This window comes from Streptomyces sp. SN-593 (assembly GCF_016756395.1).
GTDB lineage: Bacteria > Actinomycetota > Actinomycetes > Streptomycetales > Streptomycetaceae > Actinacidiphila > Actinacidiphila reveromycinica.
The window spans coordinates 2,162,194-2,177,525 of sequence record NZ_AP018365.1 but is presented as its reverse complement, the minus strand read 5'-3'; the positions used below and the strand labels follow the sequence as shown (position 1 = coordinate 2,177,525).

Sequence of the window (15,332 nt, the reverse complement as noted above, 5' to 3'; positions counted from 1 at the left end):
TCAGCTCTGCTCGGTCTTGATGCGGCTGCGGTAGAAGGTGGAGAAGGCCACCAGGATCAGCAGGATGACGATGCCGTAGGAGGCGGCGCCCGCGTAGTCGGAGATGCCGACGAACGCCTTCTCGTAGGCGAAGGTCACCAGGATGTCGGTGTCGCCGCTGGTGTTGCTGCCCAGCAGCAGGTAGATGATCGGGAACATGTTGAACGTCCACACGGTGCTCAGCAGGACCACCGTGCTGGTCACCGGGCGCAGTCCGGGCACCGTCACGTTCGTGAAGCGCTGGAGCGGCGAGGCGCCATCCATCTCCGCGGCCTCGTACAGCTCGTTCGGGATGGACTGGAGGCCGCCGAGGATCGCCACCATCATGAACGGCACGCCGCACCAGACGTTGACGATGATGACGGCGACCTTCTGCGCGAAGGGGGTGCCCAGCCAGTCCTGGGAGGGCAGCCCGACGACGTTGATGACGTCGTTGAAGACGCCGTACTGCGAGTTGAACATCAGCCGCCAGGCGAAGACGCCGACGAAGGCGGGCACCGCCCAGGGCAGGATCAGCGCGAGCCGGTAGGCCAGCCGGAACCGCATCGGCCGGTTGAGCAGCACCGCCATGCCCAGGCCGATGGAGTAGGTGATCCCGACGCAGGCGACGGTCCAGATCACCGTCCACTCCAGTCGCGGGTAGAAGTCGCCGTCCTGGCCGGAGAGGATCTGCCAGTAGTTGTGCAGCCCGACGAAGTGGTAGCTGGCCGGCACGTGCACGGGGCCGATGTCGGTGGCGACGTTCTGCGCGGTGGCGTTGGTGAAGGACAGGTAGACGCCGTAGCCGAGGGGGTACAGCACCAGGACGCCCAGCACGATGACGACCGGGGCGACCATCGCCCAGGCGTACCAGTGCCGGTCCCAGGCGCGCGCGATCGACTTCAGCAGGCCGGGCCCGGGTTCCTTGGACCGCGCGGGGCGGCCGGGGCGCTCGGCCCGTTCTACGGTGGCGGTGGTCATCTCTCCTCGGCTCTGTCGGTGCCTGGGGCGGTGCGTGCGGTGCGTTCGGTGTGTGCGGCTTCGCGGCGCCTCGCGGGGCGGGGTCGGATGCCCGTCCGGGCGCTTCGGTGGGACCGGGCCGGCCGGTCGGGCGCGTGGGCCCGCCCGCCGCGGGTGCGGCGGGGCGAGACCTCCGCCGGCCGGCCCGGAGCCGGTGGGGTGCTACTGCACCGCGTAGTCCGGCAGCAGCTTGCCGAACTGCTTGGCCGCGGAGTCCAGTCCGCCCTGAACGCTCGCCTTGCCCTGGAGGATCTTGATGTACTCCTGCTGGAGCGGGGTGAAGAGGCTGCCGACCTGGGGGAGCGCCACGCGCGGGCGGGCGGTGTCCAGGATCGGCTTGAACCCGGCGATCTGCGGGCTCTTCAGCACCTCGGCGGTGTACGCCGAGGTGCGGGTGGGCAGCGTGCCGTTCTTCACGGCGATCTCCGCCTGGCTGGCCGTGGAGGTCATGAACTGGGTGAACAGGTAGGCCGCGGGCAGGTTCTTCGAGCCCTGGTAGACCGCCAGGTCCTGGCCGCCGGTCGGGGCGAGCGGCTTGCCGGTGGAGCCGGCCGGCACCGGGGCGTAGCCGAGGTTGGCGGTGTCCTTGAAGGCCGAGCCGGTCAGGTCGTCGCCCACCGACCAGGGCCCCTGGATCAGCATGGCGACCTTGCCGGTCTTGAACGACGTCTGCATGTTGTCGTAGGCGTTGGCGAAGTCGATCTTCAGCGACGACGTGTCGTAGATCTTCTTCGCCTCGGTGACCGCCTTGACCGCCTCGGGGGAGTTGACGGTGACCTTCTTCGCGGTCGGGTCGGCCAGGTCGGCGCCCTCGCCGAAGAGGAACGGCAGCAGGAAGTAGGAGTCCGGGTTCATGTAGGTGCCGGTGACGCCGGTCTTCGCCTTGATCTTCGCGGAGTCCGCGATCATCTCGTCCCAGGTGGTCGGCGGCGCGGTGATCCCGGCCTGGGTGAACAGCTTCTTGTTGTAGAGCAGGCCGAGCGTGTCGGTGACGGACGGCACCGCGTACGACCTGCCCTCGTACTTGGTGGTGTTGAGCGGGCCGGCCACGAAGTCGCCGGTGCCGGTGAGGGCGGCGGTGCCGTCGAGCGGGGCGATGTAGTGCAGCGAGGCGTACTCCGGGATCAGCCCGACGTCGGTCCTGATCACGTCGGGCGCGCCCTTGCCGCTCTGCGCCGAGGTCTTGAACTTCTGCTCGACGGTGGTGAAGTCGACGTTCTGGTAGTTCACCTTGATCTTCGGGTACTTCTTCTCGAAGTCGGCGATCAGCGCCTTGTAGGTCGGTGCCTCGACCTTCGCGTCGGAGGTGTCCCAGTAGGTGACCGTGCCCGACACCTGGGCGGGGTCCTTCGCCTTGCCGCTGTCCTGGCCACTGCCGCTGCTGCCACCGCAGGCGGTGGCACCGAGGACGATGGCCGCGGCCATCGCCACGACGGATATGCCGCGTCGCATACCTGACTCCTTGATGAGGGAAGTGCCCGTGCACCCGATCCGACGGCTCGACGGCCCCATCCACAGGCCGGTGTCCGCTCGGGCTGGGCAGGACCGTAACAGCGGTGCAACGTCTTGCGAAAGACTCTGCAAGAAACTTTCTGCAAGATCCTGCGGCGCCGCTCCGGCGCCCCGGGCGCCCGGTGCGCCGGCGTGAGCGCGGGGGCGCGGGCCGGCGCGGGGCGGCGCGGGGCGGCTCCCGGTCCGCGCCGGCCTCCTTCGTGCACAACTTCCGCACAGCAAGGACAAGTTGTGACCAAAGCCTTCACGGAACCCCCGTAAGGTGAGACGGGTCACGCTTGGCCCCGGCGGGGGAACCTTTGGGGCATCTTGCGCGTCCATGTACCCATGAGCACCCCGCACGCCACGATCCGGCACGCCTTGATCGAGGACCTGGACGCGATCTGCGGCGTCCACGCCCGCGCCAGGGCCACGTACTACGAGGGGCACCTGCCGAGCGAGTCGTACAGCGGCCCGGCCGAGTTGGAGCGGCAACGGGCGGGTACCGCGCGCGCGATCACCTCGCGGGAGCGGGTCGTGCTGTGCGCGATGCGCCAGGACCACATCGTCGGGTTCGCGGTGCTGGGCGCCCGGTTCGACGGGGACACGCTCTTCCACTTCCACATCGACCCGGAGGTGTGGCGCACCGGCACCGGCACCGCGCTGCACCAGGCGTGCGTCGCCGAGTGGCGGGCCGCCGGGGTCGCCCTGGCCCGCCTGGAGGTCTTCGCGCCGAACGCCCGCGCCCGCGCCTTCTACGCCAAGCAGGGCTGGGAGGAGGACGGCCGCGAGGACGACCACGTCACCATGCGGTTGCGCATCCCCCGCCGCCCGGCCCCGGACCTGACCGCGGCCGCGACCCCGGCGCCCTCCTCCAGGCCCTAGGGCCAACGCCGTTCAGTTAGGTGCTGGGGCTGTTAGTCAAGGCTGGTGAACGAGGCAGCGGAGCTGCTGTAGAAGAGGTTTGTCCTCCAAGACATCCTCACTACAGGAGCTCCGCTGTTGGAACAGGCTGCCATATCAGGGACGGTCGGGGTAGCGACTGGTGTGTTCGCGCCGGGGCACATCGGCGAGCTGACCGGGATCGTGCCGTTCGAAATGGTCGATGAGGTACTGGCGGCCACGGGCGCGGTGCAGCGCAGGGTGCGGCTGGTGCCGGCTCGGGTCACGGTCTACCTGCTGCTGGCCGGGGCGTTGTTCGCCGGGTTGGGCTACGGGCAGGTCTTCGAGCGGTTGTGTGCCGGGCTACCGGGCCCGGCGCCGGTCCGCCCCAGCGGCAGTGCGCTGCGCCAGGCCCGTCAGCGGCTGGGGCCGGCACCGCTGAAAGCACTGTTCGACCTGGTGCGGGGGCCTGCTGCCACGACCGCAGCCGCCGGGATGTGGCGGGGGCTGAGGGTGGTCGCGGTCGACGGCACCCTGCTGCCCGTCCCGGACGCTGCGGCCAACCTCGCGGCGTTCACCCGGCAGCGGCTGGGCAACGGGATCTCGGGCTATCCGCAGCTGCGGCTGGCCCTGCTGGTCGCCTGCGGGACCCGCTCGGTGATCGGGGCCGCCTTCGGCCCGGCCTCGATCGGCGAGCTGGAGTACGCCCGCCGCCTGGCGGGGGACCTGCGCACGGGGATGCTGCTCCTGGGCGACCGCATGTTCGCCTCGGCCGCGCTGCTGAACCAGTGGGCCGCCACTGGTGCCGACCTGCTGGTGCGCTGCAAAACGAACCGGAAACTGCCACCGGTGGCCCGCTGCCGCGACGGCTCGACGCTGGCCCGGATCGGTGCGCTGACCGTCCGCGTCATCGACGCCGAGATCACCGTCCGCACCGCCGACGGCACCCGCACCGGCCACTACCGGCTGCTGACCACCCTCACCGACCCCGCAACCCACCCGGCCGCCGAACTCGTCCGGCTCTACCACGAGCGCTGGGAGATCGAGACCGCCTACGCGGAGCTGAAGTCCACGATGCTGGGCGGACGCGTCCTGCGGGCCCGCACCCCGGCGGGCGTCGAGCAGGAAGTCTGGGCCCTGCTGACCGCCTACCAGGCACTACGGACCGCGATGACCGATGCCACCGACAGCATCCCGGGCACCGACCCGGACCGGGCCGGCTTCACCACCGCCCTCTCCGCCGCCCGGGACCAGCTCGTCCTGGCCGCCGGCGTCACCACCGCCACCGACATCGACCTCGTCGGCACCATCGGCCGCCACATCCTGGCCCACCTCCTACCCACCCGGCGGGTCCGCACCAAAGACCGCATCGTCAAACGAGCGATCTCCAAATACAACGCACGAGGACCCGCCATCGACCGGACCACCCACCAAGCCACCATCAGCATCCACATGCTCACAACCAGCCCTTGACACCACCCAACCCGCCCTAACTGAACGGCGTTGGCCCTAGGGCCTGTCCGGCCGTACCCGGATCTAGCCGTACCCGGGTCTAGCCGTCGCCGAGCGGGGACAGCGGTGTGCCGTCCGCCAGGCGGCCGTCGAGCGTCGCCCGGGTGCCGCGCGGGGCCGGGGCGGACAGGAACTGCCCCTCGGACGTGGCCTGGACGCCGTTCGTCGCCGTGATGGACGCGGTGTCGCGGCTGCCGGCGGCCAGCAGGTACCAGCGGTCGGCGGGCGACTTCCACATCACCCCGGCCATCACGTGCTGGTCGTAGCGGCTGCACGCGTTCCCGTCCGCCTGCTGCCCGGCCAGCGTGCCGGGTTCCGCGGCCTTCGCGGCCGGCGGCACGAACTGCACCAGCGCGATGCCCGGCCCCCGCCAGGTGTCCGCCCGGTCGCAGGTCCACGACGCCTCGCCCGCGCCCTCGGGCAGCGCGGTGTCCGCGAACTCCCAGTCGTCGACGGCCTTCACGCCCTGCCCGCGCAGCTCGACCAGCCGGCACGCGCTGTGCGCCCAACTCGCCAGCGCCTGCGACCCGGTCGCCTCCCGCGGTGCCACCGCGCCGCCCACCGCCGAGGGCGGGCTGTACGTGAGGTGCACCGGCGCGAGGTCGCCGAGGTCGGTGAGCAGGAACGACTGCTGCGTCCCGATCGCCGCCGAGGAGCGCAGCTCCATCACCGGCCAGGTCGTCCCGCACGCCGCGGAACCCGTCGCGTCCGCGGCCGCGGAGACCCCCGGCATCGGCACCGGGTCGGTCACGCCGTCCGAGGAGCGGTGCAGGTCGGCGGTGGCCTGGCCCGGCTCGAACAGGTCCCGCGTCCGCGCCCCCGCCACCCAGGGAGCCGTCAGGAAGCGGGCGTTGCCGTCCACCCGGTCCACCAGCAGCGCGGCGGAGGTCGTCGGGTCCGCGTCCTGCGCCTGCGCGAAGTCCAGCGCGGCCCGGCCGGAACCGCTCTTCGGCTGGGCGTAGCGCACCACGCGCAGCCCGTCGTAGAAGATCACCACGGTCGCGGCGTCCTCGTCCCCGGCGAAGAGCAGTTGCGGCGGCTGCGTGGGCCCGGTCCGCGGGGTGCCCGGGGTGGAGCTGACGTCCACCGACGCCCCGGGGTTCGCCCACACCGACAGCGCCCGGCCGAGCAGCGCGGTGTCCTTCGTCCGGTCCCCGCGTGCGGGCCAGGCGGAGAAGTCCAGCCGCGCGGTGGACTTCCACCCGTTCGCCGGCACCCTCACCAGCGCGGCCGGGTCCAGCGCGCGCGGGTCGGCGCCGGGCGTTCCGGAGGCCGCGTAGTGCTCGTTCGAGGACCCGCTGCCGGCGACCGCGAACAGCAGCGCGCCCGCGGCGGCCACTGCCGCCGCCACGCCGGCGATCCGTCCCCGGCGGCGGCGCCGCAGCAGGTCGGTGGGGCGCAGTTGCAGCGTGCAGGCGTCGAACTCGCCCGAGGCCAGCAGCCGTCGGCCCGCGACGGGCCCCGCCGCCTCGGCCTGCGCCCGGCCCGCCGCGCCGCGGCCCGCCCCGAGGCCGAGGCCCGCGCCCGCGTCGACGCCGGCACCCGTGACCAGCCCGGTCACCACGCCCGGCACGGCCCCGGCCGCGGTGCCCGTGCCGGCCTGCGCGGGGACGCGGACCCCCGCCGCCGCCCGGACCGCCTCTCGCGGGTCGGCCACGCCCGCCGCGTCCAGGACGCCGCGGGCGTCCGGCTCGCCCAGCGCCTCCGCCGACATCAGGGCGTACGCGGCCCGGGCCGGGGCCGGCAGCGACGACAGCGCGCGGTACAGCGCCGCCTCCGCCTCGCCGCCCGCCTGCGGATGCGTGCGCAGCCCCGTGACCCGCGGCGACCGCACGCCGTCGAGCGCCGCGCGCAGCCGGCCCCGGTCGGCGAACTCCAGCGCCGCCCGCAGCACCCGTACCCGCAGCACCCCGAACGCGCCGCCCTGCCGGGAGGGCACCGGCGAGGTCGGGAGCGAGGACTGCACCAGCCGGTGCGCGGCCATCGCCCGGTGGTGCTTGCCGAGGTCGGCCGGCAGCGTGACGTACGCCAGCCGGACCAGCCGCGGGTAGTGCTCGACGAGGGCCGCCTCGGCCTGTGCCACCGACACGGTGGCGGACGAGCCGCGGGAGGGTGCGGAGGTCTCGGATGGCGCTTGCGTCTTCACGCAGTGTCGAACGAGCCGTTGATGCGATGGTCACCCGGGGGTGTCACACGAACGTGTGAAGGGCGCCCCACCGACTCGGTGGGGCGCCCTTCACGTGGCGGGTCCTGGGCCGGGGTCCTGGGCCGGGGTCCTGGGCCGGGCGGCTCCGGACCGGCGGGCTCAGACCAGGCCGGCCTTCTCCAGCGCGCTGCCGCAGGTGTCCACGATCAGCCGCGTCACCACGTACGGGTCGATGTTCGCGTTCGGGCGGCGGTCCTCGATGTAGCCCTTCTGGTCCACCTCGACCTGCCACGGGATGCGCACGGACGCGCCGCGGTTGGAGACGCCGTAGCTGTACTCGTTCCACGGGGCGGTCTCGTGGGCGCCGGTGAGGCGGTGCTCGACGCCGGAGCCGTAGTTCTTGATGTGCTCCAGCGGCTTGTCGTCGCGGCCCAGCGACTCCGCCGCCTCGATGATCGCGTCGTAGCTCTCGCGCATCTTCTTGGTGGAGAAGTTGGTGTGCGCGCCCGCGCCGTTCCAGTCGCCCTTGGCGGGCTTGGGGTCGAGGGTGGCGGAGACGCCGAAGTCCTCGGCGGTGCGGTAGAGCAGCCAGCGCGCGACCCAGAGGTGGTCGGAGACGTCCAGCGGGCTGAGCGGGCCGACCTGGAACTCCCACTGGCCCGGCATCACCTCGGCGTTGATGCCGGAGATGCCCAGGCCCGCGGCCAGGCAGTTCTCCAGGTGCTTCTCGACCACCGGGCGGCCGAAGATCTCGTCGGCGCCGACGCCGCAGTAGTAGCCGCCCTGGGGCGCCGGGAAGCCGTTCTCCGGGAAGCCGAGGGGGCGCGAGCCCTGGAAGAACGTGTACTCCTGCTCGATGCCGAACAGCGACTCCTGGTCGGCGAACTTCTCGGCGACCTCGCGCAGGGCGGCGCGCGTGTTCGACTCGTGCGGGGTGCCGTCGATGTTGAAGACCTCGCACAGCACGAGCTTGTCCTCGCCGCCGCGGATCGGGTCGGCGAAGGTGGCGACCGGCTTGAGTACGCGGTCCGAGGCGTGGCCCTCGGCCTGGTTGGTGCTGGAGCCGTCGAAGCCCCAGATCGGCAGCTCGGCGCCGTCCGCGAGGATCCTCGTCTTCGAGCGGAGCTTGGCCGTCGGCGTGGTGCCGTCTATCCAGATGTACTCAGCCTTGTAGGTCACGGTGACGCCATCCTTAACGAACGTGAGCGCGGGTGCGGCACCGAGCCGCACTGATCGGGCCGGTACGCAGCGTGCCAACAGCGCTTTTCCCCACCGTTGCCCGGCTGTTAACCACGTGTGAACTGCCCGCCGTGACCAGCGGGAACCCCGCCGCGGGCGGCGTGCCGGGCGCCCCGTCCGGCGCGCACCGGCCCATCCGCCCCGCCCGTCCCGGCAGGCGCCCGCGCACCCCGGCCGGGCGCCCGGCGCGGGTAGGGTCTCAGGCATGCCGCACAGCATCGTGGAGTACTCCGCCAACCTCGCCGACACCTTCGACCGCCCGCTGTTCGCCAAGGGCCTGCACGAGGCCCTCGTGCGGATCGCCGGCGGCCGCGCCGGCGGCTGCAAGACCCGCTTCGTCCGGCTCGACGAGACGTACATCGCCGACGGCTCGCCGCACTACTCGATGGTGCACGCCCAGGTCAGCATCCTGTCCGGGCGCAGCACGCAGGTGCGCCGCGAACTGGCCGAGGCCGTGCTCGCGGTGCTGCGCGACACTGTCCGGCCGCTGCCGGAGGCGGAACTGCAAGTGTCCGTCGACGTGCGCGAACTGGACGGCGACACGTACGCCCGCCACGACACGCCGGCGCAGGAGCGGTCATGACGCTGCGGGTGGGGCTGTTCGGCACCGGACCGTGGGCGACCAGGGCGCACGCCCCGGCGCTGGCCGCCCACCCGGGCGTCGAGCTCGCCGGGGTGTGGGGCCGCAGGCCGGAGGCCGCCGAGCAGCTCGCCCGCGAGTTCGGCGGGCGCGCGTACGGCGACGCGGACGCGCTGATCGGCGACGTGGACGCGGTGGCGATCGCCCTGCCGCCCGACCTCCAGGCCCCGCTGGCCGCGAAGGCGGCGCGCGCCGGCCGGCACCTGCTGCTGGACAAGCCGCTGGCGGCGACCGTCGAGGACGCGCGCGAGGTGGTCGCGGCGGTGGAGGGCGCCGGGGTGCGCTCGGTGGTGTTCTTCACGATGCGCTTCGACGCGGGCACGTCCGCGTGGATCGAACGGCAGGCGGCGGCCGGGCAGTGGTTCACCGGCCGCGCCGACTGGTACGGCGCGGTCTTCGGCGGCGACACCGGCCCCTACGCCGACTCGCCGTGGCGGCGGGAGAAGGGCGGGCTGTGGGACGTCGGCCCGCACGCCCTGTCGGTGCTGCTGCCGGTGCTCGGCGACGCCACCGAGGTGCACGCCGCCCGCGGCGGCGGGGACCTGGTCCACCTGACGCTGCGGCACGCCTCCGGCGCGTCGAGCACCTCCGTCCTGACACTGACCTCGCCGCCGCCCGGCGCCGGCGTGGCGATCGAGTTCCGCGGCGCTCCGGGGATCGCCACGTTCCCCGACGGCGTCAGCGGCCCGGCGACCGACGCGTTGGCGCGCGCGATCGACGCGCTGGCCGGCGGTGAACCGCACGCGTGCGACGCCCGGTTCGGGCTGCGCGTCACCGAGATCCTGGCCGCGGCCGAGCGGGCGCTCGACGCGTAGGCCCGGTACGGGTCTTGCGCGGTGTGCGCGCCAGGTCCCGCGCGAGGGCGTGTCGGGACGGGCTTTTCCGCCCGGGTGCGGACGAAGGCCGCACCCGGGCGGAAAGGATCACGGGAAGGGCCGGTTGCGCCCCTACCGGACACCGCGGCCGCTGCCTATCGTCGGAGGATGGACGCTGCGGACTGGTGGTCGATCGAGGTCATGGACGCCGAGAACGCCGAGCACGCGGAGGTCTCCGCCGCGGCGTGGCGTGACGCGTACGGTCAGGTGCTCGCCGAGTCGTTGGTGACCAACGGCGCGACGCGCTGGGAGTGGTACCCGCACAGTTGGGGCGTGGTGCTCGAAGTCGCCTTCCCGGCCGAGGAGTCGTGGTGGCGGTGGCGCTCGCTGCCGGGCACGTGCGCCGCGCTCGACGCGGTGCCGGACCCGCTCGCCGGGTTGCTGGTGCACCGGGGCCACGGCGGGGCGTCCGGCAGCTACGTGCCGCGGGGCCCGCGGATCGCCCCCGCGGCGGACCGGGTGGAACTGCCCGAGCCGTCGGTGTAGCGGGCGGCGGACGGGCGTCGGGCGCGGTGCGGACCCGTGCTGCCCGGGCGTCGGCGCGGCGCGCGGACTGCGCCGTACGGGGGAAGGCGCGCCGGAGCGGGAAGAGACGCGGGTGCGGCGCGGTTCGCACTGGACATGAAGGCGATCGTTTACACCAGCAGCGGCGGCCCCGACGTGCTCACCCTCACCGACCGGCAGGTGCCCGAACCCGGGCCGGGCGAGGTGCGGGTGAAGGTCCACGTCTCCGGCGTCAACCCGACCGACTGGAAGTCCCGCGAGCGCGCGGACCCGGCCGAGGCCCAGGTGCCCAACCAGGACGGCTCCGGCGTGGTCGACGCGGTCGGCGAGGGCGTGCCCGCCTCGCGGGTCGGCGAACGCGTGTGGCTGTGGGAGTCGGCGCACCAGCGCCCCGACGGCACCGCGCAGGAGTTCACCACGATCCCGGCCGACCGGGCCGTGCCGCTGCCGGACAGTGCGTCGTTCGACCTCGGCGCCAGCGTCGGGGTGCCCGCGCTCACCGCCCACCGCGCCCTGACCGTCGCGGAGTTCGGCCCCGCCCGGCTGGCCCCCGGCGCCCTCGACGGCCGCACCGTCCTGGTCGCCGGCGGCGCGGGCGCGGTCGGCAACGCCGCGATCCAGCTCGCCCGCTGGGCCGGCGCCACCGTCGTGACCACGGTCAGCGGGCCGGAGAAGGCCGCGCTGGCCACCGCGGCCGGCGCGCACCACGTCGTCAACTACCGCGAGCAGGACGCCGCGGCCGAGATCCGGCGGATCGCGCCGGACGGCGTGCACGTCGTGGTCGAGGTCGCCCCCGCGCACAACGCCGCACTGGACGTCGCCGTCGCAGCCAACAACGCGGTGATCGCGTTCTACGCGGACGACGCGGTCGACTTCACCGCGCCCGTGCGCGGCTCCATGGCCCAGAACCTGCGCTGGCAGGGGCTGTTGCTCTACACGGTGCCGGCCGAGGCGAAGAAGGAAGGGGTGGCCGCGGTCTCCGCCGCACTGGCCGACGGCGCGCTGCGGGCCGGCCCCGAGGCGGGGCTGCCGTTCCACCGCTTCCCGCTGGAGCGGACCGCGGACGCCCACGAGGCGGTGCGGGGAGGAGCGGTCGGGAAGGTGCTGATCGACGTGGCGTCGTAGGCCGCGGGGCGGTCCGGGTCAGGCGGCGGCGACGTAGGCCCGGGCCGCCGCCGCCGCGACCCGCTCGACCTGGTCGATGCCGCCCTGCTCGCTCTGCTGCCCGGACGACAGCACGCTCACCAGCAGGGAGTTCCCGTCGTAGCTCACCTCGCCGATGCTGTTGATGTCCCACAGTCCGGTGGCGCTGCGCTGGAGCCAGCCGTTCTTCAGGGCGTAGCCGGAGCTGTCGGAGTCGGCGGCCGACACGCCCCACCGCTCGCCGTCGACCACCGACCCCATCAGGCCGGAGATGTAGGCGCGGGAGGACGAGGACAGGGGCGAGTCGCTGTCGAACACCGCGTGCAGCAGGGCGATCTGGTCGCTCGCGGTGGTCTGGGTCAGCCCCCACAGGTCGCCGTCGCCGCCGACGGTGTGGTCCAGCCCGAACGACGCGTTGGCGGTGGCCAGGCCGGCGCCGCGGCCGATGTCGTGCCACAGGTCGAGCGCCGCGTCGTTGTCGCTCTGCTCGATCATCGCGGTGGCCAGGGTCTTCTGGGTGGCCGTCAGGTGGGTGCCGGCCTTCTGGTCCTGGAGCAGCAGTGTGGCGAGGATGTCCACCTTGACGATGCTCGCGGTGTCGTAGGAGGTCGCCCCGGTCGCGTAGGCGCCGGTGACGGGAGTGACGGTTCCGGTGGCCGTGCCGGTGTCCGCGTCCACACCGGCGGTCGTACCCGCGCCGGCTTCGGTGACCGCGACCGACACGTTGCCGCTGACGCCGAGGGCGCGGACCGCCGCGGTCACGGCGGCGTCGGCACCGGCGGTGGTCCGGGTCGCGGCCGCGGCGGCCGGGTCCGAGGTGGCGGTGGGGGCGGTGCTCGGCGTGGTGGTGGCCGCGGCTGCCGACGGAGTGGTGGTCCGGGTCGCGGTGGCCTTCGGGGTGGACGCGTCGGCGGTCGACCCGGTGTCGGAGCCCGCCTTCGCCGACGGGGACTGCACGATCGTGGCCAGGGTGAGCACGGCCATCGCGGCGAGGGCGGTGACGGAGATCAGCAGCGGGCGGGTCCAGGGGCGTGCGGAGGCGGGGGCGGGCTCGGGACCCGCCCCCGCCACGGGTATCGCGCCGGGGGCGACGAGCCGCAGAGCGGGCTCGGGGGCGCCGGCGCCCTCTCCCGTGGGTTCCGCGTGGTCCTCCGCGTGCGGTGCCGGTAGCGCGTCGGACGCTTGGTCGGCGTCGGACGCCTGCTCGGCGGGGTGCGGTTCCTCGACGTGGGGCGGTGGCACCGTGCCGGGTGAGCGCACCGCGTGGGGAGCGGCGGGAGACGCTTCCGGGGTGGCCGGTCGTGCGTCGGATGCGCCGGGCAGAGGCTCCGGGGCCTCCGGGGTCTCCTGGGCCTCGTGGGCGTCCGGGGCAGCCGTCGCTCCCGTCGCTCCCGTCGCTCCCGGCGCGGTGGCCGTGCCCGGCGCGCTGCGTGGGCCGGGCACGGCCGGTGGGGCCGGTGCCGCAGGTCGGGCCGGTGCCGCGGGTGCGCCCGAGGCCGCGTCCGTACCGTTGTCGTCGTGTGTGCCGGCCATCGCCGCCCACCCCCCGCCTTCGCGGTCCGCCAACGGTCTGCGCTGTTCCATGCCCCGACCGTAGAAAAGGTTTCTGGGGTTCCCCTGAGAGCCGGGTGGCAATCGTCTGAGACACGCCCGCGCGCGGTGCCCGCGGGCGTCGGCCGATGCCGACCGGCGCGCGGCCGACGCTACGGTCGAGGTGTTGTCGCCGTGTGACCGCCGGGTGACGATCGGCGCATCGGCTGTACGCGGCGCGCGCCCGTCCGGACGGCGGACCCGGGCCCGTCCGGACCGCGGACCCCGGCCCGTCCTGGTCGCGGAACGCGCCCGTCCGGACCGCGGAACGGGCGGAGGGCACCTGGGCGGGAGGGGCGTGCCGCGGGGCTCGCGGGCCGGCAGGCGCCGGGCGGCCCGCGGGGCGTGCCGGGCGGCGGCGAAGGGGCACCGGGGGGACCGGCGCGGCCGGTGGGGCGGCTACGGCACGGTGGACCGCGGGCCGGTCGCGGCGATGCGCCGGAGCCGGGCCTCGTCCTCGCTGCCGGCCGCGGCGGTCATGATGACGATCTTCCGCTCGAAGTCGCCGTCGGACAGGACGTCGCAGTCCACCGTCACCGGGCCCGCCTCCGGGTGGTCGATCGTCTTGCGGTCCTCGCGGTGCGCGGCGACCGCGCCGGTCGCCCACAGTTCGGCGAACCGCGCGTTGCCCGCGGAGAGTTCGCGGATCAGCGCGGCCAGGCGCCGGTCCTGCGGGAAGCGGCCGGTGGCGCGGCGCAGGTCGGAGACGACGGCGGCGTCGGTGGCGTCGCGGTCCGCCTCGGCCACGGGCCACCGTGCGAGGCGGGCGGGGCCGCCGTCCACCGGGAAGCGGTCGCGGGCGAAGTTGCGCAGCCGCGGCGGGGCGCCGGCGGGGTCGCCGAGCAGCGCGGCCCACTCGCGGTTCCACCACAGCAGTTGCCAGTCCGCCGCGAAGACCGCGGCCGGGGCGCTCTGGAGCCGGGTGAGCACGCGGCGCAGGCCGGGCGGGAGGTGGTCGGAGATCGCGCCGCCGTCGGGCGGCACCAGTCCGGCCAGCCGGTACAGGTGGTCGGTCTCGGCGGTGGAAAGGCGCAGGGCACGCGCCAGGGACGCGGTCACCCCGACCGAGGGGGTCGTGGCACGCCCCTGTTCGAGGCGGACGACGTAGTCGACCGACACCCCGGCGAGTTCGGCCAGTTCCTCGCGCCGCAGTCCGGCGGCCCGCCGGCCGTGCCCCGCCGGCAGTCCGACGGCGGAAGGGGAGAGGCGGTCCCGCCAGGTGCGGATCATGGCGCCGAGCCCGGTGCCGGGCGCGGCTCCGGGGGCGCTCCCGGAACCGGCCCCGGGGGTGGTTCCGCTGGTGGTTCCCGGGCGGTCGACGGGCTCCCGGCGGTCGATGGACTCCCGGCGGTGGACGGGCTCCCGGCCGGGCGCGGGCCGCCCGCCGCCCCGGGTCGCCGGTGCGGTCGGCGTGACCTCCATGCCCTCCATACCGTCCATGGTCCCGCACCCGTCGCCGTGCCGGCGGCCACGAGGGTGGTACGGCCGGTCCTACCGTCGAAGCGGCCCTGGCCGGTTCCGTCCGCCCGGACCAGCATGGAAGGCATGACGATCATCTTCATCACCGGAGCCAACAAGGGGCTCGGGCGCGAGGCCGCCCGCCGCCTGGTCGCGCTCGGACACACCGTGCTCCTCGGCGCGCGCGACCGCGAGCGGGGCGAGGAGGCGGCCGCCGCGCTGGGCGCCCGCCACGTTCCCATCGACGTGACCGACGACGCGTCCGTGGCGGCCGCTGCCTCCGACGTCGCCTCCCGCGAGGGCCGGATCGACGTCCTGGTCAACAACGCCGGCGTGCACGGCCCCTTCGGCGACCCCGGCGGCCTCACCGCCACCGACGCGCTCGCCGTCCTCGACGTCAACGTCGTCGGCGTCGTCCGCACCACCACCGCGTTCCTGCCGCTGCTGCGCCGCTCGCACGACCCGGCGATCATCAACGTCAGCAGCGGCATGGGCTCCCTCGCCCTCACCCACGACCCGTCCCGGCCCGAGTCGGGCGTGGTCGCGCCGCTGTACACCGCGTCCAAGGCGGCGCTGACCATGCTGACCACGCAGTACGCCAAGGGGCTGCCCGGCATCCGTGTCAACGCCGTGGATCCCGGCTACACCGCCACCGACCTGAACGGCCACAGCGGTCCGCAGACCGTCACGGAGGGCACCGACGCCGTCGTCGCGCTCGCCACCGAGGGGCCGGGGGCCGGCAGCGGGCGCTTCGTCGCGCGCGACGGCGAGATCGCCTGGTCCTGAGGCGGTCGGGCGGAGGCGGGCCCGGGGG

At 74.3% G+C, this 15,332-nt stretch carries 13 protein-coding genes; 7 read left to right on the top strand and 6 right to left on the bottom strand.

From position 1 onward, the window contains the following. Both RVR_RS08945 and RVR_RS08940 read right to left on the bottom strand, forming a co-directional pair. The gene (locus tag RVR_RS08945; protein WP_202233334.1) at positions 1-999 is read right to left on the bottom strand and encodes a carbohydrate ABC transporter permease; all 999 of its coding nucleotides are present in this window, start codon (positions 997-999) and stop codon (positions 1-3) included. A gap of 201 nt (positions 1,000-1,200) precedes the next feature. Next, the gene (locus RVR_RS08940; RefSeq protein WP_202233333.1) at positions 1,201-2,490 is read right to left on the bottom strand and encodes an extracellular solute-binding protein; all 1,290 of its coding nucleotides are present in this window, start codon (positions 2,488-2,490) and stop codon (positions 1,201-1,203) included. 387 nt (positions 2,491-2,877) lie between these two features. Between RVR_RS08940 and RVR_RS08935 the strand changes: the two genes are divergently transcribed. After that, positions 2,878-3,414: a GNAT family N-acetyltransferase gene (locus RVR_RS08935; protein ID WP_202233332.1), complete on the top strand. Its 537-nt coding sequence runs from the start codon at positions 2,878-2,880 to the stop codon at positions 3,412-3,414. A 117-nt stretch (positions 3,415-3,531) separates the two neighbouring features. Further along, on the top strand, positions 3,532-4,884 hold the full coding sequence (locus RVR_RS08930; protein ID WP_237404605.1) for an IS4 family transposase: 1,353 nt from the start codon (positions 3,532-3,534) through the stop codon (positions 4,882-4,884). A 79-nt stretch (positions 4,885-4,963) separates the two neighbouring features. On the opposite strand, the gene RVR_RS08925 is transcribed toward RVR_RS08930, so the two are convergent. Both RVR_RS08925 and glnII read right to left on the bottom strand, forming a co-directional pair. After that, entirely contained in the window at positions 4,964-7,006 is a 2,043-nt protein-coding gene (locus RVR_RS08925) for a hypothetical protein (protein ID WP_237404650.1), read from the bottom strand. Positions 7,007-7,228: 222 nt separating this feature from the next. Continuing rightward, positions 7,229-8,248, bottom strand: coding sequence for a glutamine synthetase (gene glnII, locus RVR_RS08920; RefSeq protein ID WP_202233330.1), 1,020 nt, complete (start codon positions 8,246-8,248; stop codon positions 7,229-7,231). Positions 8,249-8,513: 265 nt separating this feature from the next. On the opposite strand from glnII, the gene RVR_RS08915 reads away from it, so the two are divergent. The 4 genes from RVR_RS08915 (at position 8,514) to RVR_RS08900 (ending at position 11,452) form a co-directional block, all read left to right on the top strand. Beyond that, positions 8,514-8,891 carry a 5-carboxymethyl-2-hydroxymuconate Delta-isomerase gene (locus RVR_RS08915; protein ID WP_202233329.1) on the top strand — a complete coding sequence of 126 codons (378 nt, stop codon included), beginning with the start codon at positions 8,514-8,516 and terminating at the stop codon, positions 8,889-8,891. A gap of 2 nt (positions 8,892-8,893) precedes the next feature. Continuing rightward, the gene (locus RVR_RS08910) at positions 8,894-9,763 is read left to right on the top strand and encodes a Gfo/Idh/MocA family protein (RefSeq protein ID WP_202238490.1); all 870 of its coding nucleotides are present in this window, start codon (positions 8,894-8,896) and stop codon (positions 9,761-9,763) included. Positions 9,764-9,931: 168 nt separating this feature from the next. After that, entirely contained in the window at positions 9,932-10,309 is a 378-nt protein-coding gene (locus RVR_RS08905; protein WP_202233328.1) for a hypothetical protein, read from the top strand. A 135-nt stretch (positions 10,310-10,444) separates the two neighbouring features. Continuing rightward, positions 10,445-11,452: an NADPH:quinone reductase gene (locus tag RVR_RS08900; RefSeq protein ID WP_202233327.1), complete on the top strand. Its 1,008-nt coding sequence runs from the start codon at positions 10,445-10,447 to the stop codon at positions 11,450-11,452. 18 nt (positions 11,453-11,470) lie between these two features. Here RVR_RS08900 and RVR_RS08895 read toward each other — a convergent pair whose 3' ends face one another. Further along, positions 11,471-12,712 (bottom strand): serine hydrolase, encoded by a 1,242-nt coding sequence (locus tag RVR_RS08895; RefSeq protein WP_237404649.1) that lies wholly within the window; start codon positions 12,710-12,712, stop codon positions 11,471-11,473. 747 nt (positions 12,713-13,459) lie between these two features. Continuing rightward, entirely contained in the window at positions 13,460-14,290 is an 831-nt protein-coding gene (locus tag RVR_RS08890) for a helix-turn-helix transcriptional regulator (protein ID WP_202238488.1), read from the bottom strand. 315 nt (positions 14,291-14,605) lie between these two features. On the opposite strand from RVR_RS08890, the gene RVR_RS08885 reads away from it, so the two are divergent. Beyond that, the gene (locus tag RVR_RS08885; RefSeq protein WP_202233326.1) at positions 14,606-15,304 is read left to right on the top strand and encodes an SDR family NAD(P)-dependent oxidoreductase; all 699 of its coding nucleotides are present in this window, start codon (positions 14,606-14,608) and stop codon (positions 15,302-15,304) included. Positions 15,305-15,332: the final 28 nt, after the last annotated feature.

Bases quoted from the DNA above. Each gene is read 5' to 3' on its own strand.
- RVR_RS08945 (WP_202233334.1), bottom strand. From the start codon at position 999: ATGACCACCGCCACCGTAGAACGGGCCGAGCGCCCCGGCCGCCCCGCG.
- RVR_RS08940 (WP_202233333.1), bottom strand. From the start codon at position 2,490: ATGCGACGCGGCATATCCGTCGTGGCGATGGCCGCGGCCATCGTCCTC.
- RVR_RS08935 (WP_202233332.1), top strand. From the start codon at position 2,878: ATGAGCACCCCGCACGCCACGATCCGGCACGCCTTGATCGAGGACCTG.
- RVR_RS08915 (WP_202233329.1), top strand. From the start codon at position 8,514: ATGCCGCACAGCATCGTGGAGTACTCCGCCAACCTCGCCGACACCTTC.
- RVR_RS08905 (WP_202233328.1), top strand. From the start codon at position 9,932: ATGGACGCTGCGGACTGGTGGTCGATCGAGGTCATGGACGCCGAGAAC.
- RVR_RS08900 (WP_202233327.1), top strand. From the start codon at position 10,445: ATGAAGGCGATCGTTTACACCAGCAGCGGCGGCCCCGACGTGCTCACC.
- RVR_RS08890 (WP_202238488.1), bottom strand. From the start codon at position 14,290: ATGATCCGCACCTGGCGGGACCGCCTCTCCCCTTCCGCCGTCGGACTG.
- RVR_RS08885 (WP_202233326.1), top strand. From the start codon at position 14,606: ATGACGATCATCTTCATCACCGGAGCCAACAAGGGGCTCGGGCGCGAG.